The 26,446-nt window shown below is 38.8% G+C and carries 25 protein-coding genes; 13 read left to right on the top strand and 12 right to left on the bottom strand.

All coding sequences use genetic code 11. The annotated features are described in order from the left end of the window. Window positions 1-105 precede the first annotated feature (105 nt). Window positions 106-1,218 (top strand): XdhC family protein, encoded by a 1,113-nt coding sequence (locus CLW00_RS00635; RefSeq protein ID WP_106131720.1) that lies wholly within the window; start codon window positions 106-108, stop codon window positions 1,216-1,218. Continuing rightward, entirely contained in the window at window positions 1,215-1,823 is a 609-nt protein-coding gene (locus tag CLW00_RS00630; protein WP_106131719.1) for a nucleotidyltransferase family protein, read from the top strand. Before CLW00_RS00635 ends, CLW00_RS00630 begins: the two co-directional genes overlap by 4 nt. Here the strand turns inward: CLW00_RS00630 and CLW00_RS00625 are convergent. Then, window positions 1,812-2,954, bottom strand: coding sequence for a cysteine desulfurase family protein (locus tag CLW00_RS00625; RefSeq protein WP_106131718.1), 1,143 nt, complete (start codon window positions 2,952-2,954; stop codon window positions 1,812-1,814). The two genes, CLW00_RS00630 and CLW00_RS00625, sit on opposite strands and share 12 nt — an antisense overlap. 40 nt (window positions 2,955-2,994) lie before the next feature. On the opposite strand from CLW00_RS00625, the gene CLW00_RS00620 reads away from it, so the two are divergent. Next, window positions 2,995-3,399, top strand: a complete 405-nt coding sequence (locus CLW00_RS00620; protein WP_245917133.1) for a hypothetical protein — start codon at window positions 2,995-2,997, stop codon at window positions 3,397-3,399. 36 nt (window positions 3,400-3,435) lie between these two features. On the opposite strand, the gene CLW00_RS00615 is transcribed toward CLW00_RS00620, so the two are convergent. After that, on the bottom strand, window positions 3,436-5,598 hold the full coding sequence (locus tag CLW00_RS00615) for a xanthine dehydrogenase family protein molybdopterin-binding subunit (protein ID WP_106131717.1): 2,163 nt from the start codon (window positions 5,596-5,598) through the stop codon (window positions 3,436-3,438). Window positions 5,599-5,600: 2 nt separating this feature from the next. Next, the gene (locus CLW00_RS00610; protein ID WP_106131716.1) at window positions 5,601-6,059 is read right to left on the bottom strand and encodes a (2Fe-2S)-binding protein; all 459 of its coding nucleotides are present in this window, start codon (window positions 6,057-6,059) and stop codon (window positions 5,601-5,603) included. A gap of 211 nt (window positions 6,060-6,270) precedes the next feature. On the opposite strand from CLW00_RS00610, the gene CLW00_RS00605 reads away from it, so the two are divergent. From CLW00_RS00605 to hrpB, 3 genes are all read left to right on the top strand, one after another. After that, window positions 6,271-7,416, top strand: coding sequence for a Gfo/Idh/MocA family protein (locus CLW00_RS00605; RefSeq protein ID WP_106131715.1), 1,146 nt, complete (start codon window positions 6,271-6,273; stop codon window positions 7,414-7,416). 50 nt (window positions 7,417-7,466) lie between these two features. Beyond that, window positions 7,467-7,988 carry a DUF2911 domain-containing protein gene (locus tag CLW00_RS00600; RefSeq protein WP_106131714.1) on the top strand — a complete coding sequence of 174 codons (522 nt, stop codon included), beginning with the start codon at window positions 7,467-7,469 and terminating at the stop codon, window positions 7,986-7,988. Window positions 7,989-8,069: 81 nt separating this feature from the next. Then, complete coding sequence (gene hrpB / locus CLW00_RS00595) at window positions 8,070-10,553, top strand: ATP-dependent helicase HrpB (RefSeq protein ID WP_106131713.1); 2,484 nt, start codon at window positions 8,070-8,072, stop codon at window positions 10,551-10,553. On the opposite strand, the gene CLW00_RS00590 is transcribed toward hrpB, so the two are convergent. Together CLW00_RS00590 and CLW00_RS00585 are read right to left on the bottom strand one after the other, a co-directional pair. Next, on the bottom strand, window positions 10,550-11,167 hold the full coding sequence (locus CLW00_RS00590; RefSeq protein ID WP_106131712.1) for a hypothetical protein: 618 nt from the start codon (window positions 11,165-11,167) through the stop codon (window positions 10,550-10,552). The genes hrpB and CLW00_RS00590 overlap by 4 nt on opposite strands. A gap of 36 nt (window positions 11,168-11,203) precedes the next feature. After that, window positions 11,204-11,734: a HEAT repeat domain-containing protein gene (locus tag CLW00_RS00585; protein WP_106131711.1), complete on the bottom strand. Its 531-nt coding sequence runs from the start codon at window positions 11,732-11,734 to the stop codon at window positions 11,204-11,206. Window positions 11,735-11,793: 59 nt separating this feature from the next. Here CLW00_RS00585 and CLW00_RS21305 point away from each other — a divergent pair, with 59 nt between their 5' ends. From CLW00_RS21305 to CLW00_RS00565, 4 genes are all read left to right on the top strand, one after another. After that, complete coding sequence (locus CLW00_RS21305) at window positions 11,794-12,510, top strand: hypothetical protein (RefSeq protein ID WP_170073152.1); 717 nt, start codon at window positions 11,794-11,796, stop codon at window positions 12,508-12,510. Between the two features lie 54 nt (window positions 12,511-12,564). After that, window positions 12,565-13,185: a hypothetical protein gene (locus CLW00_RS00575; protein WP_106131710.1), complete on the top strand. Its 621-nt coding sequence runs from the start codon at window positions 12,565-12,567 to the stop codon at window positions 13,183-13,185. Window positions 13,186-13,339: 154 nt separating this feature from the next. Further along, entirely contained in the window at window positions 13,340-15,220 is a 1,881-nt protein-coding gene (locus CLW00_RS00570) for a CocE/NonD family hydrolase (RefSeq protein ID WP_106131709.1), read from the top strand. A 60-nt stretch (window positions 15,221-15,280) separates the two neighbouring features. Continuing rightward, the gene (locus tag CLW00_RS00565) at window positions 15,281-15,739 is read left to right on the top strand and encodes a hypothetical protein (protein ID WP_106131708.1); all 459 of its coding nucleotides are present in this window, start codon (window positions 15,281-15,283) and stop codon (window positions 15,737-15,739) included. A gap of 72 nt (window positions 15,740-15,811) precedes the next feature. Here CLW00_RS00565 and CLW00_RS00560 read toward each other — a convergent pair whose 3' ends face one another. The 4 genes from CLW00_RS00560 to CLW00_RS00545 form a co-directional block, all read right to left on the bottom strand. Then, window positions 15,812-16,507 carry a TrmH family RNA methyltransferase gene (locus CLW00_RS00560; RefSeq protein WP_106131707.1) on the bottom strand — a complete coding sequence of 232 codons (696 nt, stop codon included), beginning with the start codon at window positions 16,505-16,507 and terminating at the stop codon, window positions 15,812-15,814. Window positions 16,508-16,703: 196 nt separating this feature from the next. After that, window positions 16,704-19,346, bottom strand: coding sequence for a DNA gyrase/topoisomerase IV subunit A (locus tag CLW00_RS00555; protein ID WP_106131706.1), 2,643 nt, complete (start codon window positions 19,344-19,346; stop codon window positions 16,704-16,706). Window positions 19,347-19,421: 75 nt separating this feature from the next. Continuing rightward, the gene (locus CLW00_RS00550) at window positions 19,422-21,326 is read right to left on the bottom strand and encodes a DNA topoisomerase IV subunit B (protein WP_106131705.1); all 1,905 of its coding nucleotides are present in this window, start codon (window positions 21,324-21,326) and stop codon (window positions 19,422-19,424) included. A 45-nt stretch (window positions 21,327-21,371) separates the two neighbouring features. Then, window positions 21,372-21,866 (bottom strand): DNA topoisomerase IV, encoded by a 495-nt coding sequence (locus CLW00_RS00545; RefSeq protein WP_106131704.1) that lies wholly within the window; start codon window positions 21,864-21,866, stop codon window positions 21,372-21,374. Window positions 21,867-22,155: 289 nt separating this feature from the next. Between CLW00_RS00545 and CLW00_RS00540 the strand changes: the two genes are divergently transcribed. Next, window positions 22,156-22,551, top strand: a complete 396-nt coding sequence (locus tag CLW00_RS00540; protein ID WP_106131703.1) for a hypothetical protein — start codon at window positions 22,156-22,158, stop codon at window positions 22,549-22,551. 53 nt (window positions 22,552-22,604) lie between these two features. On the opposite strand, the gene CLW00_RS00535 is transcribed toward CLW00_RS00540, so the two are convergent. Together CLW00_RS00535 and CLW00_RS00530 are read right to left on the bottom strand one after the other, a co-directional pair. Then, window positions 22,605-23,534: an ROK family protein gene (locus CLW00_RS00535; RefSeq protein WP_106131702.1), complete on the bottom strand. Its 930-nt coding sequence runs from the start codon at window positions 23,532-23,534 to the stop codon at window positions 22,605-22,607. Window positions 23,535-23,581: 47 nt separating this feature from the next. Beyond that, window positions 23,582-24,070, bottom strand: coding sequence for a YkgJ family cysteine cluster protein (locus CLW00_RS00530; protein ID WP_106131701.1), 489 nt, complete (start codon window positions 24,068-24,070; stop codon window positions 23,582-23,584). Between the two features lie 106 nt (window positions 24,071-24,176). On the opposite strand from CLW00_RS00530, the gene CLW00_RS00525 reads away from it, so the two are divergent. Then, the gene (locus CLW00_RS00525; RefSeq protein WP_106131700.1) at window positions 24,177-24,536 is read left to right on the top strand and encodes an arsenate reductase family protein; all 360 of its coding nucleotides are present in this window, start codon (window positions 24,177-24,179) and stop codon (window positions 24,534-24,536) included. On the opposite strand, the gene CLW00_RS00520 is transcribed toward CLW00_RS00525, so the two are convergent. Further along, entirely contained in the window at window positions 24,528-25,355 is an 828-nt protein-coding gene (locus CLW00_RS00520; RefSeq protein ID WP_106131699.1) for a CvfB family protein, read from the bottom strand. The genes CLW00_RS00525 and CLW00_RS00520 overlap by 9 nt on opposite strands. A 146-nt stretch (window positions 25,356-25,501) precedes the next feature. On the opposite strand from CLW00_RS00520, the gene CLW00_RS00515 reads away from it, so the two are divergent. Beyond that, on the top strand, window positions 25,502-26,389 hold the full coding sequence (locus CLW00_RS00515; RefSeq protein WP_106131698.1) for a 3-hydroxyacyl-CoA dehydrogenase family protein: 888 nt from the start codon (window positions 25,502-25,504) through the stop codon (window positions 26,387-26,389). Window positions 26,390-26,446: the final 57 nt, after the last annotated feature.

Genomic DNA, 26,446 nt, shown 5'->3' with positions numbered 1-26,446 from the left:
ACAATAAAAAGCTTTTCTTTATGTATCACATTTCTAGTCCATTTATCAAATCAGATATGCCATCATCGTAAAATTTACTTTAGATTAGTAAATTAAATCTACGGAATGAAAGAAATTACCCAAATCATATCAGCATATCACAAGTATAAAGATTTAGGAAAAAAAACAGCCTTGGCTACGGTGGTAAAGGTAGATGGCTCAGCCTATAGGAGACCCGGGGCCAGAATGTTGGTTTCTGAAGACGGGGAATTGACAGGTGCAATTTCCGGTGGTTGCCTTGAGGGCGACGCCCTTAGGAAAGCACAGTCTGTGATCTTTCAACAAAAATCAATGATTGTCACCTATGATACGACCGATGAAGACGATCAAAAATTCGGTGTTGGATTGGGCTGCAACGGTATTATTCAGGTTTTGATTGAACCTATAGACTTTTCAAATACTCAAAATCCCATAGAGCTTCTGAAAACTGCATCCTCTGATCGCAAGACAAAGGTTTTGGTCACTGTGTTTTCTTTGAAAATGGCTAGGGCTTCGCAAATAGGAACTCAGTTGCTTGTAAGTCCTGATTCTTTGATTGGCAATGAAGAAAAAATCCCTGAATCTATTTTCAACTTAATTCAAAAGGAATCATCAGAAATATTTGATAGTCAGAGAAATAAGATATCTGCATCAGGTGATCATTTCGTTTTCTTAGAATGCATCAAAGCACCGGTTCATCTTATGCTTTTTGGTGCAGGGAATGACACGATTCCTTTAGCTAAAATGGCGGATTTGTTAGGCTGGGAGCTTAGCCTGATTGATGGGCGCAGTAGTCACGCTACAGCGCAAAGATTCCCAACAGTTAATCATATCATCATCAGTACTGCCGATGCAGCTGTGGATCAATTGGTTTTTGACCCCTATTCAGTGGTACTATTGATGACCCATAATTTTGAATATGAGGTCGAGGTTTTAAAATCGCTTTTGAAAAAGGATATTCCGTACATTGGCATATTAGGTCCTAAAAAGAAACGCTTAAAAATGATTGAAAGGTTGGAGTTAGAAGGTATTGAAGCCAATCAAAATAACCTTTATGGTCCAATGGGGCTTGACATTGGAGCGGAAGGTTCAGAAGAAATAGCATTATCTGTGCTTTCGGAAATAAAAGCTGTTGTCAGCCAAAAATCCTCTGGCTTTTTACGCGATAAAGATGGTCCTATTCATGATGAAGAAAGATGAGTCAGGTTCAAACAGGTATCATCATACTAGCTGCCGGGAAGTCGTCTCGTCTGGGTCAAGCCAAACAGTTGGTAGAATTCAATAACAAAAACCTATTACAGCATACTATAGATCAGCTTGACGAATTGATGGATTGTGTATCAGTTGTGGTATTGGGATCCAATAACCTGGAAATTATAAACAAAATCAATTTCAAAAATTCAAGTAAAATTATCAATTCTGAATGGGAAAAGGGTATGTCCTCGTCTATGCAAACAGGGTTGAAGTTCTTGATGCTCAATTATCCCGACCTCCAACAGGTCATGTTATTACTCTGTGACCAACCTTTTGTGGACGGAAAACTTTTAAAAATTTTACTTGAGGAAAAAGAAAAAACTCAAAAAGGAATAGTATGTTGTTCTTATGCCGACACAGTCGGAGTACCGGCTGTTTTTGGTAAGAAATATTTTGATGCTTTATTTCAGCTCAATGTAAAAGAAGGTGCCAAAAAAGTTATTTTATCAAATCAAGAGGATTTGGAGGAAATCAATTTTCCAAAAGGTGCAGTCGATATAGATACCCCGGAAGATTTGGAGAATTTGAAAAGTGGTTTCTCAGGTTCTTAATTCCCCAACAACTTTCTTGACATAAGCTATCGTAAAATCAATTTCATCCTCTGTGGTGAACATGCCAAGAGAAAATCGTACTGAAGATCTACCAAGATTTCCTTTGACCCCCATCGCTTCTAACACATGAGACGGTTTTGGTGAAATGCTGGTGCATGCAGATCCTGAACTTACCGCAATTTCTTTGTTGAGCATTTGTAAGAGTTCTTCCCCTCCCACTCCTTCAAATGAAACATTGCATACATGCGGTATCCTATGGTCTTGACTGCTGTTTAACTGCGTTCCTGGAATTTTAAGAAGCTCTTTTTCTAGTTTATTTCTTAGGATATTCAGTTTATCTCCTAATTCTTCAATGCTTTCCACAGCAATCCTTGCAGCCTCTCCCATTCCCACTATTCCAGGTACATTTAAGGTGCCACTTCGATAACCTTTTTCATGCCCCCCTCCCACTATTATTGGCAACGGTTTGGGAAGTGGATGATTATGTCTGATAAAAAGGGCTCCCACACCTTTTGGTCCATAGAATTTGTGCCCAGAAATTGCCATCATATGGATTCCTTTAATGTTTACAGGAATTTTTCCTACAGCTTGCACAGCATCCGTGAAAAAAATAATGTTATGTTGTTCAGCTAAATTAGCAATATCGGAAACCGGATGAATCACTCCAGTTTCATTATTTGCCCACATGAGGGCAATCATCTTGGTGTCCGCAATGATCGCATCCTTCAACTGCTCTAGACTTATTTCCCCATTATCATTGACCGAAAGGTAAGTGACAAGAGCACCTTTTTCCTCAATACTTCTAAATGTATCCAAGACAGCTTTGTGTTCTGTTTGGCAAGTAATATAGTGTTGTTTCTGCCCTGAATAGAATTCAAAAATCCCCTTGATCCCTAAATTGATTGCTTCTGTAGCCCCAGAAGTAAATATAATCTCTTTTGACCTTGCACCAATTAGCTGAGCGACTTGGTCCCGAGCTAGCTCCACGGCATCTTCTGCAATCCAGCCAAAAGGATGACTTTTACTTGCTGCATTTCCAAAATGTGTGGTAAACCATGGTGTCATTTTTCCCAATACTTCAGGATGACATGGCGTAGTTGCATTATAATCGAGGTAGATAGGGTATTTCATTGTAGAATCAACAAAGAATTATGCTATGAGGTTTTGAATAATGAATGAAGAAAAATTTCTGATACAATCAAATGAATTATATTTGAATATGCAGGAAAGTTGGACATTTACACTCAATGAAGATATTAAAGTTGAAAACTCGGAAATATTTATCCAGAACGTAATTTCAAGGGAAAATAAAGACTTTGGGATTTTTTTGTCTTATTATTTCCGTAAGGATGGTGCAGTTGTAGAAAATGTATCATTCAATTCCATTGAGTTGGGGAATGATAAAACGAAAGGAAAAGTGATGGTTTCATTTGACCTGATCCATTTTAATGCTTGTCTCAATATTCATGAACAAGGAAAAGAAAAAATGGAACTTACATACCATATCTTTTTTGAATCAAATTCAATTGAGTTTAAGGGCCCTTTCTGGCCTGAAAGAGGAATGGATGAGATATAAAAAAAGTCCTCCAAAACTTTTTGGAGGACTTAAAATTTAAGCTCTCTTAATTTCCAGTTTAATATCTGAGAATTCTTTTTGTTCTATAAATGGTTGAGAACGCAGTCGCCTTCCTGTTGCCTTGAATATGGCATTGGCTATGGCACCTCCTGTTGGTGGCAGGGCTGGTTCACCTAAGCCGGTAGGATCAATCCCATTGTCGACAAAATGCACATCAATTTCAGGTACTTCTTTCATCCTGATAAGCCTGTAAGTATCGAAATTCTTTTGATTTGGTAAACCATTGGCAAAAGTCATATTGGTAAACATGGCATGTCCCATACCATCTACAATTCCACCTCTTACCTGTTGATTGGCTCCCGTTGGATTGACCACAATACCACAATCAGTCACAGCTGTTATCTTCTTAAGGACCGGCTGGCTATCTTCCATCTCTATATTGGCCACTTGTGCTACATAAGATCTGTGCGAGAAATACACACTGAAGCCTTGCATGACATTGGAATCTTTACCCCAATTGGATTTTTCAGCCGCCATTTCGACTACGCCTTTCATCCTGTCTATATCATAATGAATCTCACCGACAGGATCTTTTTTAGCCCTATCCATCAATTCCAGCCTGAATGAAACAGGATCTTTTCCAGCTTCAAGTGCAACCTCATCCAAGAATGACTGCTCCGCATAAGCGAGGAAATTGGTAATCGGAGCCCTCCATGCATTAGTGGTAATGGGTGAATTATGGTTGATGGATTCTATCAATAAATTATCAACAGAGCCAGATGGAAAATTATTTTCTCTGGTAGTATTACCTGCGTTGATGCCTACACCTCGGAGTTTGTAGCCGATCATTTTACCACTATCGTCCAATGCTGCTTGAAATTTATATCTTACGGCAGGTCTGTAAGCTCCACCTGTCATGTCATCTTCTCTACTCCAGGTGACTTTTACAGGTTTGTCCAGAATTTTGGAAAGCTCAACTGCCTCAACCACAAAATCTGCACGGAGTCTTCTTCCAAATCCGCCACCAAGACGTGTCAATTCCATACTGATATTTTCAGTTGGTATATCAAGCAATTGGGCTGTTTCCATTCTTGCCCGGTCTGGAGTCTGAGTAGGACCTACAAGTTCTACTTTGTCGCCTTTCACATGCGCAAAGAAGTTCATCGGCTCCATCGGAGAATGCGATAGGAAAGGACATTGGTATTCTGCCGTCACTACTTTAGCTGCATTACCAAAGGCCTGATCAACATTACCATCTTGCCTCATTACCTGAGCCTTACCTTTCTCCATAAGATCTTGGAATAGTCGGTCATGGTCCTCAGTACTTTCTACATTTCCATCAGGCTCATAATCTATTTTCAACAGTTTTTTTGCCTTCATCAAAGGCCAAGTAGAATCACCCACTACAGCCACATTATTATTGAAGGTAACCACATCTGTGATATCGGCTATCTTTCTGGCTTCACTGTCATCTACAGATTTGATTTTCATGCCAAAAGGAGGCCTTTGAATCATTGCCTGAACCATGCCTTCCCGATAGATGTCGAGTCCATATATAGGTTGACCTGTAAACATGGCTTTATTGTCCACGTTTTTGACCGGTGTACCTATGATTTTGAAATCTTTATAATTTTTCAAAGGAACTTCCTCCGGAACATCCAATTTGGATGCATCAGTCACCAAGTCACCGTATGGAATTTTCTTTCCGCTCTTGCTGTGGATTACTTGACCTTTTTCTGTGGTCAACTCACTCGCATCTACATCTAATTGTGCAGCAGCTGCACTTACCAATAAAAATTTAGCTGTCGCTCCTGCATTTCGCAATCTTTCCCAAGAATGGGGCATGGCTCCTGAACCACCTGTGACTTGGCGGTCAAATTTGTCGTTATCCAGGTGTGCTTGAAATACCCTCACCTTTTCCCAGTCAGCGTCCAGTTCTTCAGCCACGACCATTGGGAATGAAGTTTTGATATTTTGACCCAACTCAGGATTAGGAGAATATATTACCACATCACCTGAGGGAGAAATGGATAAAAATGAATTGAAGTTGTGTGCCTGCGAGAGTACTTCTTCATCTGTAAGTACTTGCATTTTTGGAGAATCACAGCCTGACCAATAAAAGCCGATAAATAATCCTCCGGCTGCCGTTCCGGCAATTTTGAGGAAATCCCGTCTGTTTGATTTTAATAGTTCTGCCATAATTATTTTGTTTTAGCGGCCAATGCCACAGCTTCCCTGATTTTATGATATGTCCCGCACCTACACAGGTTTCTATTCATGGCATCTTCTATTTCTGCCATGCTTGGGGAAGGATTTTTTTTCAATAATGCTGAGGCAGTCATGATTTGGCCTGCCTGGCAATAACCACACTGCGCAACATCTACTTCATTCCATGCTTTTTGGACCGGATGGTCTCCTTCCTTTGAAAGCCCTTCTATGGTAGTCACTTCATCGCTTCCCACACTGGAAACCGGAAGGGTGCAAGAAAAAGTGGCTTCACCATTCAAGTGAACTGTGCATGCCCCACATTGAGCTATACCACAAGAATATTTGGTTCCAACCAGACCTAAATGATCTCTGAGTACCCAAAGCAAAGGAGTGTCCTCTTCTACATCAACATTGAATGTCTCTCCGTTGATCTTTAGACTGTAATTTGCCATTTTTAGATTTTTGATGATTCGATTATTAATTTAAACATTTTAGCATGACTTGCTAAGCAATTCAAAAGCTTTTTCGGGGCTAATATGATAAACCGTAATTATTGAATTTGAATGGAATACCAAGTCAAAAAGCCTTTTGTTTTGTGTTTGATTAGAAATTATCATGTCCTATCCTTATTTTCACAAATCAAATCAAACCATATAACCTATTATGAAAAAAATTAAAGCTGCAATTGTTGGAACTGGCTTTATTGGCCCAGCCCATTTGGAAGCCCTAAGAAGGATACCTTATGTTGAGGTCACCGCACTCTGTGAGGTCAACATAGAACTTGCCAAAGCCAAAGCTGAACTCTTGGGAATACCCAATGCATTTACATTTGAGGAAATGTTAAAGCAGCCTGACATCGATGCTGTACATATTTGTACTCCAAATTTTCTTCACTTTTCACAATCCAAAGCCGCCCTTGAGGCAGGTAAACATGTCATTTGCGAAAAGCCTTTGGCCACCAAAATCGAAGAAGCAGAAGAGCTTGTGGCCTTGGCCAAAGAAAAAGGACTTGTCAATGCTGTTCATTTTAACCTTCGCTATTATCCAATGGTAAGACAAATGAAAACCATGAGAGAAAACGGAGAACTCGGTGAGATTTACAGCATCATGGGTTCCTATCTTCAAGATTGGCTGTACCTCAATACAGATTATAACTGGAGATTAGAACCTGATCAATCAGGAGATTCCAGGGCGATTGCGGATATTGGTTCCCATCTGTTGGATTTGACTGAATATGTGACGGGACTTAAAGTTACAGAAGTAATGGCTGATTTCTCTACTGTTCACAAAACGAGATTGAAGCCTCTCAAGCCTATCGAAACTTATTCTGGCAAGATGCTGCAGGAATCTGATTATGCCGAGGTTCCTATCAATACTGAAGACCATGCAACAGTGATGCTTCGTTTTGATAATGGTAATAAAGGCTCTGTTACAGTTTCCCAAGTCAACGCAGGGAGAAAAAACAGGTTGAATATTGAAATAGCAGGTTCAAAGTCCAACTATGAATGGTGTTCAGAAAAGCCAAACGAACTATGGATTGGTAAAAGGGAGACAGCTAATCAACACTTAATGAAAGATCCCTCACTGTTCACAAAAGAAGCTGCAGGATTGATCAGTTTTCCTGGAGGTCACAACGAAGGATTTCCAGATACATCCAAACAAATGTTTAAAGAAGTATATGCTGCCATCCGTGAAGGCAAACAACCGGAAAAACCAAGTTTCCCAACCTTTGAAGATGGTCACAGAGAGCTTTTAATTTGTGAAAGGATTATTGAAAGCAACAAAAAACAATCATGGGTTAAAATTTGAATTCAACAATAAATTAGTATTTTGGAACATAAACCAAATTTTAAATAGCCATGAGAAATAAAATCAACGTCTTTTCTGGAATTTTTCTTTCTTTTTTACTGGTATTCGCTACCTACGCCGTTGCCCAAGATCAAGAAAGAGTAAGTCCGCCAAGGACTGCTTCCGGATCGGTTGCTGGATCTGACATCAACATCAATTACTCAAGCCCTGCTGTAAATGGTAGACAGGTTTGGGGAGTTCTTGTACCTCTAGGTGAGGTATGGAGAGCGGGTGCCAATGAAGCGACCACTTTTGAAACAAGCAAGGACATAAAGGTTCAGGGCAAAGAGCTTCCAGCAGGAAAGTACAGCCTTTTCATTATACCAAATGAAGGTGAATCAACCTTGATTTTCAATAAGGATACCGGGCTTTGGGGAACCAACAATTATGATTCTGGCAAGGACGCATTGAGGGTGAATATTCCTGCAGGGCAGACTGCTACACTGGAAGAGAGACTTACTTATGAAGTAAAGCCTGATGGTGTAGAAATGCGTTGGGAATATGGAAGAGCATTCTTCAAAATTGAACAATAAGCTCACTTATTCTAATTCAAGACCGCTGTGAAAAACATTTCGCAGCGGTTTTTTTGTTACTTTTGCACAAAACTTACTGAATTGAAATTTTCCTCCTCTGCCTTTGATTTGCCTGTTTGTGATATTCTAGATCAGGTAAAAGACACCCTTCAAGCCAATAGTACACTCATTGTGACAGCTCCTCCGGGGGCCGGGAAGAGTACAATCTTGCCATTATCCTTACTGGATACTTCTTTTTTGGCAGGAAAAAAAATACTTATGCTTGAACCAAGGAGGCTAGCGGCCAAGAGTATAGCATTGAGAATGGCAGCCCTTTTAGATGAACCTGTAGGAGAGACAATAGGTTATCGCATCAGGTTTGAAAACAAGGTTTCTGATAGGACAAAGATCGAGGTACTCACTGAGGGAATATTGACCAGGATGCTTCACAGCGATAATGCACTGGAGAATGTTGGATTGGTTATTTTTGATGAATTCCACGAGAGAAATATTCATGCAGATCTGGCAATGGCTCTTTGCCGTGAAGCGCAACAAGTCTTGAGGCCTGACTTAAGGATAATGGTGATGTCTGCAACTTTGGATATGCCACTTTTATCAAAACTTCTGGAAGCTCCTACCCTAGTCAGTAAAGGGAAAATGTATCCCGTTGAAGTCAGGTATACTGGCGACTATGACCTTTTTAGCATGCCTGAAATGCTCAGTCAAATTGTGATACAAGCTTCAAAAGAAAATGAGGGTGATATCCTCGCTTTTTTGCCTGGACAGGGTGAAATAAAGAAAACTGAAGCCATACTGAGGTCAAATTTGAGAGATTTTTCTATTCATCCTTTGTATGGCCAATTATCACCCGCCGCCCAGCATCAGGCAATCATGCCTAGAAAAGATGGCAAGAGAAAAGTAGTCTTGGCTACTTCAATTGCAGAAACAAGTCTCACCATTGAAGGAATTAAAGTTGTTGTCGACTGTGGGTATGGAAGGACATCTAAGTTCAATCCAAGATCAGGACTGAGTAGACTTGAAACTGTCGCCATATCTAAAGATGCGGCCGATCAAAGGGCGGGTAGATCTGGTCGTTTAGGCCCGGGAGTCTGTTACCGGATGTGGTCTTTAGCTTCACATGCTCATTTAGACAACTTCCGAACCCCAGAAATACAGGAAGCCGATCTGGCTCCTTTAGTTTTGGACTTGGTAAAATGGGGAGTGGAAAATGTAGATAATCTTACTTGGTTATCTCCTCCTCCCCGAGGATCTGTATCACAGGCTTTAGATTTGCTCGAACAATTGGAAGCTATCCAAGATGGTAAACTGACCGATCATGGTAAGACCATACACAGTATACCTGCGCATCCAAGAATTGCTCATATGCTGTTGAAGGCAAAAGAAATGGGCAATGTTCCATTAGCCACTGATATAGCTGCTTTATTGGAAGAGAGAGATCCTTTGAAACCAGAAATCGGAGTTGATATCAACCTTAGATTAGAAGCCATTAGAAGGGCCCGTAAAGAAAAGTTTTCCATAAAAGGGATCAGGAAAATTGAAAAGATAGCATCTCAATATAGACGGCTCTTAGTCGAAGAAGAAGACAATGGTATATTCGATCCTTTTGAGGCAGGGCTATTGATCGCTTATGCATACCCTGAAAGGATCGCATCTGCAAGGCCTGGAAATAATGCCCAATTTCAATTGGCCAATGGCAAAATTGCAATGATGGGACATAGAGATGAGCTGGCACATGAATCATGGATTGCCATATCTCACGTTGATGAGAGAGATGGGATGGGCAAGATTTTTATGGCCGCTCCCATTAACCCGACTGATCTGAGACCACTTTTACAAGAAAAAAGGATTGTCAAGTGGGACAAACAATCGGAGGAGTTTATCGCAATCAAAACCTTGGGGATAGGCTCTATTGTCCTAAGGTCTACACCTGTGACTGATGTACATCCTGATGAAAAAATCAATGCCTTAATACCTGTCATTCATCAGGATATTGAAAGACATTTGAATTTCAATGATGATGCTATACAACTTCTAAGAAGAGTATCATTACTCAAGGTAACCAATCCTGATATGGATTTTCCCGATTATTCTAAAAATTGGTTAAAGCAAAACCTAAAGGAATGCATGGGGCATTACTTACAAAACATCAGATCAGCTGAAGATTTGAAGAAACTGGATATTAAGGAAATTCTCTTTTCCAGAATGGAATATAAAACACAACAGCTGCTCAATGAATTGGCACCTCAAAAGATTACAGTACCAAGCGGCAGTCAGATAAAGATAGAGTACAAGGAAGAAGGAGAAAATCCTATTATCGCAGTAAGGTTACAAGAAATTTTTGGCTGGTTGGATACACCTGTTATCAACCGAGGAAAGACCAAATTGATATTGCACCTGCTTTCACCTGGTTTTAAGCCTGTTCAGGTAACGTCAGACTTAAAAAACTTTTGGGCAAACACTTATTTCGAAGTCAAAAAAGAACTGAAAAGAAGATATCCCAAACACTCATGGCCTGAAGATCCACTTGCAGCGGAAGCAGTGAGAGGAGTGAAAAGGAAAAACTAAATATGCTCTAAATAATCAATGAGGTTAATAAAACAGGCTAGATTGAAAGGAGTAACCTGTTTTTCATTCAACATATCAAGGTATTTGCTCTTGATGTCTTCAAATGCGTCAGGATTGTAAAATTTGGCTAAGGTAATACCTCTAGCGGATCTATAAGTAAAGTTTTGAGTCAATATTGGAGTAGCCGTATCCGAATTGAAATACGACTCCAATGATTTTCCCTCTGAAAATTTATCTAAAAACCTGAAGCCGTTTTTCACCAAAAAATTTTCTGCATTTTCAATAACAGAACCAAGTTCAAGGTCATTTTCTACTAAAAACCTCCTAGGCATCTCAGTATCTATCCTATCCATAGTCTCTACCAATGTAATACTACGTTCTTTGTAATCGCCAAGAGATGGCAAAAACCTATGGACAATATTTTCAATGTTATCGTATCTTATTCCAAGGTGATATTCGAGGTAAGAGACATCTTCATAATGGGTATAATGAAAAAATACCATTTGCCGCCCTTCTCCAAAAGTCTTCGTATAATGCAGAGATTTACCATCTAACTTAAAACCAAAATCGGCTAAGAATTCTTCATGAAGCAGTATTACATCTCTGAATTTCATATACTTATATAACCTTTATGCGTAATCAAATGTTGTTTATTCCTCAGAAAAGATTGCTTTAATTTCTTCAATCATTTCTTCAACTTCAGACTTTTTGATTTCAAACTCATCCGAATTTTGATCAAAATTATTCTTAAAATGATTCCAGTGTTTTTCCATTTTTTTCAACACCCGTGGAGTCAATTCAAATTCTACAGTATCCAAAAACTCCTTTGCAAGTGCCGAAGTTTTGAAATTTCCAAAGAGGTATAACCTGAAAAGGTCTACAAACCTTTCCGACAAATCATAGCCATCTAATGTTTGGACAAAAGCCCCATTTTGAAGTTTATTTTCATTTCTATGAATGACTTCAAATAAGTGCTCGAGGGCTTCATTATTGTTTTCAATATTGCCAAGAGACCTAGCCGCCAAAAGAGCACTTTCATAATTTTCAGCCTTCAATATTGATATAAGATTATCAATTACTTCTTGATTGCCTATCTTTGAAAGCTTATCTGCGTATAGATAAGCTTCTTTTTCCTGGGGGTCGCACATGCGTGCAATGAGTTGTTCTACTGTATACTTCATTGATTATAATATTTTAACAAAAATAAGACCATAAAAGGATCAATAATAAATTTCACATCATGAAAAATGTACTTTTAGATTTCGAAAAAACCACACATGTCTTTAACACACTTTTAAACAGCGGTTTACATCTTGAAAAAAACTTAAAAAAAAGAAAGCTTACTTTCAAAAATTCAGAAGAAGAAAATGTTGCCAGCCTAAGATTATCATTGAATATAGACCTTGATGAAAATGGCCAAAAGCTAAGAGAGCTTGAGTTTGTCAACTATGTTTTGATACTTATACGCTCAGGACAAGCATCTCTTGGCTTGTTTGAAAATGGGGAGTTGTCAGACCACAAGGTATTTCGAGCTTATATGGTGAGAAAAAAGCAAGGAAAAAGCCAAATTAAATACTTGAAAACAAAAGGTAAGTCAAGAGCGGGCTCAAGGGTTAGGCTGGCTGAAACCTTGGAGTTTTTTGATGAAATCAACCTTAGGTTAAACAAGTATTTCAGTGAATTCAGAATAGATTCAATTGGGCTCAGCTGCGCCACTACATTGATACCCTATTTTTACGGAGGAAAAGAAGTGACACCTTTTGAAAAAAATGATAAAAGGATTTTTAAAATACCCATGCACACCTCTACCCCCACGTTTGAAGCCTTGCTCAAGATCCGTGAATTTATGAGCAAAACGGAATTCGAACTGATTTCTGAGGAATATGTATCGAGTTTTAAACCCCTGTTTACTAACGATTTAAATAATTTTATCGAAAAAGAGGATGAGGATTGGTAGCCTAAGTGGTATTTGGAACGATTTTAGAGCAATACGGCTGGAAATTCGATTGCTATGAAAAAATATCTTCTGTTTATTCCTCTTTTCGTTCTTTTAAGCTTTTTTCAACAAGCGGAAGCACAGCGCTATGGAACAGCTGTAGGTTTGAGAATGGGCAGCAATGACTTTAGCCGTACTTTTGGGCTAAGTGCACAACAACGTGTTTTGAAACATGTCACACTAGAGGGAATAGTACAATCTGATTTTTCAAGAAATACGACTTTTCACCTCCTGGTGGAATCTCATAAACCAATCATTTCCAAAAGATTCAACTATTATTATGGAGCAGGTCTATCTTCAGGATGGGAAGAAAGTAAAGTGAAAGATCCTGAATCCATGCAAATCATTCACACATATGGCAACCCTACTACAGGTGTAGATTTAATCGCTGGTATAGAAATGACAATTCTCAATACTGTGATTTCATTGGACTACAAACCCAATGTCAATCTAATGGGGAGAGAAGAGTTTTTCAGGGGCCAGGTAGGCATTTCTGCCAGAACAGTTTTGGTCAAGACTAAGGAGCAGAACAAGCGAAAAAGGAAAAGGGCCAGAGCAAAAAGAAAAAAGAATAATGACACTTTTGGAGACAAGTTGAAAAACACTTTTAACTTTAAGAACAATCAAAACCCCTAATTATACCTGGATTTTTGAATCTCAAATTACCTATTAAGTTTAAATTTCTGCAAGTCATATAAAAACACCTTTTTCTTAAATATGAAATGGGTGTTTTTTTATTTCTTAAAGTATAATTTTTTACTTTCATAATTCACTAAACACATCCTTGAATATGACCCGAAAACGACTTTCAATTATATTTTTATTAACCTTCCTCATTTACGGATGGTCCTTTGCTCAGGAAAAGAGCATATTGGATCAGTTACATGAGGTAGCCATTGTAGACCAAAAAATCATGATGCCCATGAGAGATGGTGTACGGTTGGCTACAGATATTTATCGTCCAAAGACCGACGATCCAGTTCCGATTGTATTTAGCAGAACGCCCTATCAATTCAATTCATACAGCAATGGAGAGTTGGTCTCTAGACATATGGAAACGGCATTGGAATATGTCAAAAGAGGATATGCCTATGTGATTCAAAATGAAAGAGGAAGGTTTTTTTCAGAAGGGGAATGGGATATCTTAGGTGTTCCCTTGACCGATGGCTATGATGCCTTTGAGTGGATGTCCAACCAAACTTGGAGCAATGGTAAAATCGGAACCATCGGGTGTTCTTCCACAGCGGAATGGCAAATGGCTGTAGCTTCATTGGATCACCCTTCACATACCGCACTCGTAGCCCAAGGTTTTGGAGCTGGAGTAGGTCGGATAGGTGATTATTATGAACAAGGCAATTGGTACAGAGGTGGAGCAGGTCAGATGCTGTTTACTTCTTGGTTGTACAGTACACAACATGACCCAATGGCTCCTAGGTTGCCTAAGGGCATTGAACAAGAGGATTTACTTCGCTTACAGAAATTCTATGATATGGCGCCTCGATACGCAAGAGTAGATTGGGCAGAAGGGTTGAGCCATTTACCTGTAAAAGACATCATCAAAAATGTAAATGGACCAAAAGGCATTTATGAGGAAATGATAACTAGAAAGCCTAATGACCCAAAATGGTATGAAGGTGGACTTTTTCATGATGATATGGATTTTGAAAAACCAGCATTTTGGTTTGTCTCTTGGTATGATGTAGCTAGCAGTCCAAACTTGGCCATGTACAATCACATTAGAGAGGCTGCAAAAGTAGAGGGAACAAAGGAAAACCAGTTTTTGATCATAGCCCCTACCCTGCATTGCTCTTTCTTGAGAGCCACAGAAAATACAGTAGTTGGAGAAAGAAGCATGGGAAATGCAATTTTACCTGACCCGGCTATCACATTCAAATGGTTTGACTATTGGCTTAAAGGTGATCAGAACGCCATCCTTGACATGCCTAAAGTGACTTACTTTACCATGGGAGCCAACAAATGGCAAACTTCAGATACTTGGCCGCCAAAAGAAGCTAAAATGGAAACTTTCTACCTTAATAGTAAAGGGAACGCCAACAGCAGGTTAGGTGATGGAGCGCTAACTGGTAAAAAAGCGGGAAGAGACAATCCTGATACCTTCAAATACGACCCTATGAATCCTGTCAACTCTTATGGAGGAAATGTGTGTTGCACAGGAAATGCAGTACAAGGTGGCGCTTTTGACCAGCAAGAGATGGAATTGAGAGAAGATATCCTTGTGTATACTTCAGAGCCTTTGAAAGAAGGTATTGAGGTCAGTGGCTTTATTGAAGCCAAGCTTTTTTTATCATCTGACGTAAAAGATACGGATTTGACTATAAAAATTATCGATGTATATCCAGATGGTAAAGCATACAACCTAGATGAAACTATCCAAAGAATCCGATACAGAGAAGGTTATGAAAAAGAAGTCTTTATGGAAAGTGGTGAGGTATATGAAGTAAATATGACACCTATGTCCACTTCCAATTACTTTGAAAAAGGCCATAGTATCAGGATTGAAATTTCGAGTTCAAACTTTCCCAGATTTGACAGAAATATGAACACGGGAGGAAATAATTATGACGAAACAGAGGGTGTGGTAGCTACCAATAGCATTCACCATTCCAATAAATATCCAAGTCAAATCAAACTTCCAATCATCAGAAAGTAGATTTTCGCCCCTCAGCCCACTAACTGAGGGGCTTTTTTCTGTTAGTTAAATGAAAATGGTATGAATAAACCCCTTTTTATAGCTGGCTGTATGACTGCCGCAATTTCACTGATGCATGTAGGAATTGTCATAGGTGGACCTGATTGGTATAGGTTTTTTGGAGCTGGAGAAATGATGGCCTTGCAAGCTGAACAGGGCATGATTGAACCCATTATCGTTACTTTATTTATTGCATTGATTTTTGCTGTTTGGGCACTTTATGCTTTTTCAGGGGCAGGATTGATCATAAAATTACCCTTACTCAAACCTATACTAATTGCTATCTGTGGAGTTTTTTTATTGAGAGGACTTGCTGGAATACCCATGGTCCTATTTAATGACCACCCCTATTTAAATGAATTGGCCGGTAAGATGACCTTTATGGTTATCAGTTCTTTGATTTGTTTGATTTTTGGCTACTTGTATTTGAAGGGAATTCTTAGAATGTCTTCCGGAAAAGTTCATTTCAAACAAAAATGAATTGGGTTAACTTTATAGAGGTATTGATCAAATCAAAATTTTTATTTCAAAATGGTTTGCAAAAAAATAAGCTCAAATTTCCATGTCAATTTTTCGCAAAAACTCCTTTTCATGAATGTCTACTTGTTTCACCAATCCTCTGTACCACTTTGATCTCAAATTAGCTTTTTCACTTTCTGAAATGTAAAAATCTGAAATAGCGTATTCTTTTACCTTGCGTAACAAATCGAAAAGAAAAATTGATGCCGTTACAGATATGTTAAAGCTCTCGGTAAATCCATGCATAGGAATATGAACCAAACCATCTGATTGAGAAATAACCTCATCAGAAACCCCTTCATGTTCATTTCCAAAAACAAGAGCCATGGGATGATCTGGTTTGAGGTCATTGATATTGATGCTATCTGCCACAGGGCTAGTGGCGTATATTTTATAACCCTTTGACCTGAGCGAATCAAAACAGTCCATGACTCCAGAGCCATTTTGATACCCATACCTATGTAAGTCAACCCATTGAGATGCTCCCCTTGTGACATAAGGGTTGATTTTGTAGGTGTTGGTTTTTTCTATGACATGGACATCTTGGATACCAAAACAATCAGCCGTCCTGAGAACGGCTGATGCATTATGCGGTTTGAATATGTCCTCTAGCACAACAGTAAAGTACCGGGTACGTTTGGACAAAATTTCGTCCATCAGTTTGATCTTGTGAGGAGTAATGTATGTTTTAAGGTACTCCAAAAAAGCCAACTCGGTATTTTGATCCATAATTCTTCTTTCCTTTTATCTCTAAAAACTTTAGGAAGAAAAATACCTTCCTCTTTGGTTTTTTTAGCCTTTCAAACTAATTCCTAAAGTTAACGATCCCAACCATCATCCAAACTTGCTTAGGTCCTAGCTGCACCCTTTCCACTTTGGTACCCACTTCCATTTGTGGCCATTGTTTCTAGGTTTTCCGCTTTTCTCAGAATAAGCCCAATTGATCTTTGTCGTCTTCATCTTTTTTGACACTCAAATCTACTGTCGTGCCTATTTCCAAATCTTCATCTTGGTCATTTTCATCTGAAGCATCTTCTGCCTTTGTGTCTTCGGCAACTGACTCAGGTTTAGTTTGGCTAGCCAAAAGGGATAGAGACACCACATCATGTGAGGAAAGCTTGTTACCAATAGCCTTCCAGCCTTTGACATCTATAAGCATATCCAAATCATATTCTTGCTCTTCCTCTACACTTCCCTTTTTAAGCAAAGCTTTTACTTGAGGCTGTTTTTCAGTAGAAACAATCTTCAAAGCAGAGTTTTTATGATCTGATACTACATTGAATTTTTTATTCATGGTAGTCGTCTCAATTAAAAAACGCTTTACAAAGTGTGTTTTACTCGCACCGTCAAAGTAAATAACTGACACCACCTTTTGAGCATCAAATTTCTCAATAAGCATAACATTGCTCGCCTCATACCTATTGGAAAGTTCAAATGAGGTCAGTTCGTAGTCTCCGTTTTTGTAGAATACGATTATCTTATCGTCTCCTAGAAAATTACCGATCAACTTACCTCTTTCATCTGTATTGAGCCTTCCTACCACCGAATCATAGTAAATATCAAGTCCTCCCAAAGTGGATACACCTTCCATTTTCAGTTGTATTTTTCTAACAGCATACTTGGTCAAAATATTTCCACCTGCACCCCTGCCCTTGATTTCGATTGTTGAAAAATCAAAATCAAAAACCTTAATTTTCGCCTTGGCGCCCTGTGTGAGATAGATTGTTACTATTTCTGCCTCTCCATTTGCGTTTGCAGTCAAATACAGCACCTTTGAGCCTTTTGAACCCTTGGTAAGTTCATATTCACGGTCACGTGTAACGGCCAAAACTTGAAAGCGTTTTACCATAGCCCTACCCGATCCACCATCCAGGTAGATTAGGTTGTAAACCATACGTTCATCCCCTTTTCGAAATATTGCTACATGCAAAATATCTTTACCAACAAACCCTTTTTCCTGAATCCTGGTAACGACGCATTTTCCATCTCTTCGGATGACGATTACATCATCAAGATCTGAACAATCACAGACAAACTCATCTTTTTTCAATCCATATCCCACAAAACCATCAGCCCTATTCACATAAAGTTTTGCGTTATTGGCAGCCACCACAGTGGCTTCAATGGTGTCAAAGGCACGGATTTCAGTTTTTCTCTCTCTACCCTTACCATATTTGGTCAATAGGTTTTCATAATATTTGATGGCATATTCAGTGAGGTGCTTGAGGTGATGATTGACCTCTTTTAATTCCTCCTGCAACTTGCGCATCAATTCATCAGCCTTGAAAGTATCAAACTTGGAAATACGCTTGATTTTGATTTCAGTAAGTCTGACAATATCTTCTGTTGTAATATCCCTGTAAAAATCCGGTTTGAATGGATCCAAACCTTTGTCAATTGTCGCGATGACAGACTCCCAAGTTGTACATTCTTCGATGTCCCTGTATATTCTGTTTTCGATAAATATTTTTTCCAAAGAAGAAAAAAGCAATTTCTCCATCAACTCGGCTTTACGGATTTCCAATTCCCGTTTGAGCAATGCCCGAGTCTGTTTGGTATTATATTGCAAAATGTCATTGACCGTCAAGAAAACAGGTTTGTCCTCAATGATCACACAAGCATTGGGAGAAATGCTGACTTCACAGTCGGTAAAGGCATAAAGTGCATCAATCGTCATATCCGGCGATTGACCAGGAGCAAGTTGAATCTGAATCTCTACATCTTTGGCAGTATTGTCTACCACCTTTTTGATCTTGATTTTTCCCTTATCATTGGCTTTGATAATGGAATCGATAATAGAGTTGGTTGTAGTACCGAAAGGAATGTCTTTAATCAACAGGGTTTTGCTGTCTTCCTCTTCAATTCTGGCACGGACTTTAACCCTGCCACCTCTCAAACCCTCATTGTATTCAGAAAAATCAGCTAGCCCTCCTGTAGGGAAATCTGGAAGCACGTTGGTCTTTTCACCTTTCAAAATAGCAATGGAGCCAGCTATTAATTCACAGAAGTTGTGTGGAAGGATTTTGGTAGAAAGCCCTACTGCAATTCCTTCAACGCCCTGAGCCAAAAGCAAGGGGAATTTCACCGGCAAAGTAATAGGTTCTCTTTTTCTTCCATCGTAGGAGAGCTGCCACTCAGTAGTCTGGGAGTTGAAAACCACTTCCAAGGCAAACTTAGACAAGCGAGCTTCTATATACCTTGCAGCGGCCGCCGAGTCACCTGTTCGGATATCCCCCCAGTTACCTTGGGTTTCGATCAGAAGGTCTTTTTGTCCCATATTGACAATAGCATCTCCAATGGAGGCATCGCCATGTGGGTGGTATTGCATGGACTGACCGATGATGTTAGCTACTTTATTGAAGCGCCCATCATCCATTTCTTTCATAGCATGCATGATACGTCGCTGCACAGGCTTAAACCCATCTTCAATCGCTGGTACAGCTCGCTCTAGAATCACATAGGAAGCATAATCCAAGAACCAGTCTTTGTACATCCCTGTTACGGGAATAGAATCGTGTAAGCTTTCGTCCTTTTCTTCAGGGTTACTATTGTTGGTATTTTCGCTCATTCTTGATTAAGTAATTCAATACTCTGGAGTAATTGTAGCGGTATTTATTTAGTAAATTGAAAATTAAACTGCGAACTAAGCTGCCTCAGTTTCTTCTTTTTCAGTTGCTTGATTTTTGGATGGATCATCAAAAACGATATCCTTTTCTATTTTCAAGTTATCGATAATGAAAGTTTGTCTATCAGGTGTGTTTTTCCCCATATAGAAGCCTAGTAAGTCGGCGATTTTGGTTTCTTTGCTCAATATGATAGGATCTAACCTGATGTCTTCTCCAATGAAATTACCAAACTCTTCTGGAGAAATTTCACCCAAACCTTTGAACCTGGTTATTTCAGCCGTTTTCCCAAGCTTGTGAATAGCCCTTTGCCTTTCTTCATCTGTATAACAATAGAGCGTTTCTTTTTTGTTTCTTACCCTAAACAGTGGCGTATCGAGTATGAACAAGTGGCCATTTTTGACCAAATCAGGGAAAAACTGTAGAAAGTATGTCATGATCAGTAAGCGGATGTGCATACCATCGACATCAGCATCAGTAGCGATGACTATTTTCCTGAAACGTAATCCTTCGATGCCATCTTCTATATTCAAGGCGTGCTGAAGAAGGTTGAATTCTTCATTTTCATAGACCACCTTTTTTGTCATACCATAACAGTTTAGCGGTTTACCTCTTAGAGAGAACACCGCCTGACTCTGTACATCACGTGACTTGGTAATAGAACCGGAAGCCGAATCCCCTTCTGTGATAAAGAGCATGGTCCTGTTTTTTTTGTCTTCGTCCGCTTTAGGATCATCGTAATGGACACGACAATCCCTTAGTTTTTTATTGTGAAGATTTGCTTTTTTTGCCCGCTCATTTGCAAGCTTCTTAATACCTGATATCTCTTTTCTTTCCCTTTCTGACTGAAGTATTCTTTTCAATAAAGCATCTGCAACAGCTGGGTTTTTGTGTAAGTAATTATCCAATTCTGTTTTGACAAAGTCATTGACAAATGTCCGCAGGGTGGGACCATCTGGGCCTATAGATTGAGAGCCTAACTTGGTCTTGGTTTGGGATTCAAACACAGGTTCCTGAACCCGAACTGCGATGGCTCCGACGACACTCTGTCTGATATCCGAAGCATCATAGTCTTTTTTGTAAAATTCTCTGACAGTTTTGACCAGAGATTCTCTGAAAGCCGCCAAGTGAGTTCCACCTTGGGTGGTATATTGACCATTGACAAATGAATAATATTCTTCCCCATATTGGTTGGAATGCGTCAGGGCCATTTCAATATCAGTTCCTTTGAGGTGAATGACCGGATACCTGATGGAGTCTTCATCTACCTTTCTCATCAGGAGATCATAAAGTCCTCTTTCTGAAAAATATTTTTTACCGTTGAAATTAATAGTTAACCCTGCATTCAGGAAGGCATAATTCCAAATTTGGTTTTCTAGGTATTCAGGTATAAAATGGTAGTTTTTAAACACAGATGCATCCGGTGTAAAAATCACCTTGGTGCCATTTCGATCGGAGCTTTTTTCTATTTTTCGATCTTCTTTGAGTATACCTTTTTCAAATTCAGCCACTTTCGTCTCTCCATCTCTATAAGATTGGACTTTAAAATAATCAGAAAGGGCATTGACTGCTTTGGTACCCACACCATTTAAGCCAACTGATTTTTGGAAGGCTCCTGAATCGTATTTACCACCCGTATTGATTTTGGAAACGCAATCAATCACTTTACCCAGCGGAATTCCACGACCATAATCTCTTATTTCTACTTTGTGTTCGGAAATTTTGATGTCTATGGTACGACCATACCCCATCATGTGCTCATCGATACTGTTATCCAACACTTCTTTGACCAATACATAGATCCCGTCATCATGGGCACTTCCATCGCCGAGTTTACCGATATACATACCTGGCCTAAGCCTGATATGCTCCCTCCAATCGAGGGATTTGATACTGTCTTCTGTGTATTGTACGTTTTCAGCCATTTGTATTGATAGAGGTAATAGTAATTGCTAGATATTTTTGATCAGTTAAGATTCGCGCTGTAATGATTTGAATTTTTGAGATAATATCCAAAACAATGCGACAATCCACGTCACAAAAAGAATAGGAACCAGGTAAAAGAACCCACTGAATGAGCTGCTACTGATTTCATTTTGATTGTTGATACTATGGATAAAAAGAGCGAGGATGCTGAGTGAGACATTGATGACACCTGTAAAACTAAATATCCAAGTCAACATGTAATCTCTGAAATCATCTCCAATTGGAAATAGTCTTTTTAATTTCAGTGTACTTTGCTTTTCAATCATTTTGGCCGGTACTGCCAAGATGATATTCAATGCTGCAAAAATAGCAATGCCAGTATAGAAAAAAGAACTTCTACTGAATCCTTTGCTGAGGAGTCCTTGTTCGTCAATTTCGTAGGCTACTGTTTCTGGAACAGATGAATAAATGTAAATGAAAACTAAAATGAAGAAAAAGATTGATAAGAAGTGAAATGCTTTTCCGAATCGATAATACATATGTGTTGATATTTTAGCGTGCTAATATAAAGATTAAAGCTTAGACAAAATTGAAACTGTTTTGATCCGAATGGGTTTTTAATTCAATAATAATAGTGTGTTTAATATTCAAGTCCCTGACATTAAGGAAAAAAATGTGAATTCTGTTAATTTGAAAAAAAATGTTTTGGAAATTTAATTTTTTCCTTGGCTTAGATTCAAATTAAATCAGCTTAAACTCTTTTTCTATAGGTCCTGTCAACATACTTTTACAAAAAATTCGTCATAAAAAATTTATCCAACATTCTAAATGTCTAAAAATCAAGTTTCTTCCCTCTTTCTTCTTTTATGTTTATATGCTTTTAGCGCTTGTTCTTCAAAAGTAGACCTTGAAGGGGTAGATTTAGAAGCTTGGAAAAAAGACAGAAATGGCTGTATGGGATTGAGAGAGCCCCAAGTTGAGGCCTTCAGACTGGTGAAAAATGATTTGTTGGGAAAAGACAATCAGGCTTTAATCAAGACATTTGGCAGGCCTGACAGGGTTGAATTGGCAGATAGAAGTCAGAATTTCTTCATTTACTACGTAGAGGCAAGTCCTAATTGTGATTCTGATGACGTTAAAAGCGAACCACTTAAAGTAATCTTTCGCTTGAATGCCTATAGTAGGGTGAGTGAAGTGACGATAAGTACTTTGAATCCCCGATGAAAAATAAAAAAGGTGGATTTTTGAGTCCACCTTTTTTTATGTCTTGTATTTTTCTATTCTTCTTCCAAAAAGCAAAGGGCCGCAGCTCCTAACGTTCCCGCATCATTTTTTAGGGTAGCTTTGGTGAGACAAAGGTCGGATACATAATATTGGGTGAGGTACTGTCTGACAGTTTTTTCCATAGAAGGCATCATAAACTCTAACCCTGCGGAGATTCCACCACCAAAATAAACATGAGTCACATCCAACACCCTTACTACTGAAACGATTGCTTCTCCAAGGATCCTTCCTACTTCTTCAAAAACCATCAAAGAAACTTCATTCCCTTCTTTTGCTGTATCTACCAACAAATGGGTTCCAAGCTCTTTATTTTCCAAATCGCCTGCAAGCCTTGGGTAAGCTTGAATGAAGCGCTCCATAATTTTTAAAATCCCATTTCTGCCGATCAATTTTTCCAAACCTTCATTCCCCCGGCTAAGCATATGTCCCATTTCCATAGCATTTCCCCTGGAACCTTTGAAAACGGCTCCATCCAGAACAAATGCACTGCCTATTCCCGTTCCCATAGTAATAAAAAGGAAATTTTTGGGAGGGTTTGCCTTTCCAAATCTATATTCTCCAATAGCAGCGGCTGCAGCATCATTTTCTAAGAAAAATGAAATATTTGGATAGTTTTTCTTCAACTCACCTTTGAGGTTAAAACCATTCAAAGCGGGAATTGCAGGTATTTCCAAGGTGGTGGTTCTGTCTTTTGATATCAGTCCCGGCAGACCAATACCAACTTTTTTGACATTCGGATATTTCTTCAAAATATCAGCCATTCCTTCAATAAAACAGGTATTAAAACCCTTAGGGTCATCTCTGTATGGGGCTGTATCGATTTTCTCAAACGATACAATTTCACCGCCTTTGCTTACCAAACCGATTTTGAGATGTGTGCCTCCCACATCTACGCCCAAAAAATGCTGGTCTTCTTTATTCATGGTTATCTTCAATAGGTTTAAGGCACTAAAATAGTAAAGAGATTTGCTTACTTCCTAAAATCTTTCTCAAAGTCTTGAAATATTTCAAATACAGCGGGACAAACCAATGTGTTTCTCAAGGTTAAATTCAGTATTCCATGCATATTTTTTCTGTTTGTGTGGGGATACTCCCTGCAAGCTTTGGGACGCTCCTCGTACACTAGACAAGTATTGTCTTCATTCAAAAAAGGACATGGTGAAGACTTCAGTACATAATCACCATCTTCATCCAAATTTAGGTAGGTATCCACAAATCCCGATGGCTTCATTTTAAAAACCTTGGCCAGTCTTTCTATGTCTGTTTGGATAAAAATGGGGCTTGTTGTTTTGCAGCAGTTTGCACAGTTTAAGCAATTGATCTTTTTAAATTGCTCATCATGGGCATTCTCAAAAAGCACATCCAAAACCTTGCCTTTGAGATTTTTTAATTTGGGTAGGAGCTTTTTATTTTTCTGAAACTCTGATTTGCTTTGAGTCTTGAAATTTTCTATATGCATATCCAATAAATCCTTTAACAAAATTCTATACTTAGAAGTATTACCATTCTTTGGTTTGTTTTTTGCTTAAAATACAGTAAATTATCTAACTCTAAACCAATGCATTATGAAAGCACATCCAAATGAATTATTCTTCTATTACAATCCATCTCACAGTGTGGACAAACAGATGAGAGCATATGCAAAAACAGTTTCCAACCATGTAAATGAAATCAACATGGAAAAAGAGCCGATCACAACTACTGGTTGGAGGTCTATATTAGACATGTTAAACTTGCGGCCCAAGGACCTTTTAAACAGAGCACATCCTGATTATCAAACCAAAATTGCAGGCAAAACATGGGATGAAGATAGCTGGCTAACCATTTTGACTAAATTTCCACATTTGATCAAGGCGCCTATAGCCATCAAAAAGAATAAAGCTGTATTGTGCCTTACGCCAAATAACATCTTAGAATTAGACTAAGCTGATTCCATCACCTTTTATCTCAATTTTTTTAGCCTTGTAAAGTTGACCTATTGATTGTTTGAAGTGTTTTTTACTCATTCCCAACAACTCTTTGATTGATTCAGGGGATGATTTATCATGAAGGGGCAAAAACTTCTGGACTTTTAAAACTTCTAGGATTTTTTCGGCCCCTTCTTCATATTTTTCCCTGCCACTTGGTAGAAGTTGTAAGTCTAATTTCCCATCATCTCTCCTTTTTTTGACATAAGCGTTCACCCTATCACCGATTTCCATGGGTTTGAAAACCTCATTTTTATAAATCAATCCTTCAAAATTCCCTTCTATCAATCCTTTATAGCCTAAGTCAGATTCATCAAATACCAAAACCTCTATTTGTTGCCCGGCTTCGAAGCCTTGAGTATCGGTAAGTAAAAAATCTTCATATTTATTGACACCAATCAAGCGCTCGGTCTTGTAATCAAGACACACCCGTATAAGGTACTTCTCCCCGACTTCCATATTTTGACCCATTTCGGCATTGGGCACAAAAAGATCCTTGGGTAATCCCCAGTCCATAAAAGCACCAATTTTGGTAATTTGCTTGGCTTCCATTACTGCGAATTCATCCAACAAAGCCACAGGAGGCGATGTGACAGCTACTGGCCTATCTTCAGAATCGGTATACACAAAAACTTCAATTTCTTTACCAACTTCTTCGGTTCCATCCAAGTACCCTTTTGGTAAAAGCACTTCGCCACCTTCTTGTAATGCCAAATAAGCACCATTATCGGTAAACCTATTGATTAATAGGCTGTTGATTTTTCCAAGTTCTTTCATGCCTTAAAGGTAAGGATTTTATGACAAGTGAAATTGGAATTGCTTCTTATTCGGGCTAGATTTGAGCCTAGAAATATATTTTAAGTGTGGGTATACAAAAATTGTCCTGCCGAGTTTCTACTTTAAATACTAAACCCAAAATAAAAATGAAAAATATATCAGTGATAGGTTCCGGAACGATGGGCAACGGAATTGCACATGTTTTTGCCCAGTTTGGATATTCAGTTTCTTTAGTCGATATATCGGCCAATGCCCTGGAAAAAGCAATTGCTACCATTCGCAAAAATATGGACAGGCAAGTTTCCAAAGGGTTGATTGATGAAGCTGAAAAAACAGCTTCCATGGAAAGAATTAAGATTTTTACGTCTTTAGAGGATGGAGTTAAAGATGCAGATTTGGTAGTAGAAGCCGCCACAGAAAAAATTGACATCAAGCTTGACCTCTTTAGGAAACTTGACAAATACACACCCGAAAACTGCATTCTATCCAGTAACACCTCTTCTATAAGTATTACCAAAATAGGAGCTGTCACCGAAAGACCCGATAAAGTAATAGGTATGCACTTCATGAACCCAGTTCCGGTCATGAAACTGGTTGAAGTGATCAGAGGGTATGCGACTTCAGATGAAGTTACAAATCAGATCATGGAACTGTCCAAAGGATTGAACAAAGCACCTGTCGAAGTCAATGATTATCCTGGCTTTGTTGCAAACAGGATTTTGATGCCAATGATCAATGAGGCAATTTATACCCTTTATGAAGGCGTGGCAGGTATAGAAGAAATAGATACGGTCATGAAACTGGGGATGGCACATCCAATGGGTCCGCTTCAATTGGCTGATTTTATTGGTCTTGATGTTTGTTTGTCAATTCTCAAGGTACTTCATGATGGGTTTGGGAATCCAAAATATGCACCATGCCCATTATTAGTGAATATGGTGGAAGCAGGGTATAAAGGAGCGAAAACAGGTGAAGGATTTTATAAGTATACCCCTGGTAGCAAAGAATTGGTAGTTTCGGAAAGATTTAAATAAATTTCAATTTTCATCATAAAAATGGAAGCCTGACAATTTTTGAAACTTGTCAGGCTT

The sequence above is a fragment of the Mongoliibacter ruber genome, from assembly GCF_003003005.1.
GTDB lineage: Bacteria > Bacteroidota > Bacteroidia > Cytophagales > Cyclobacteriaceae > Mongoliibacter > Mongoliibacter ruber.
Note: the sequence above shows the minus strand (reverse complement) of the source record. Positions and strands in the feature narration are given on the sequence as shown.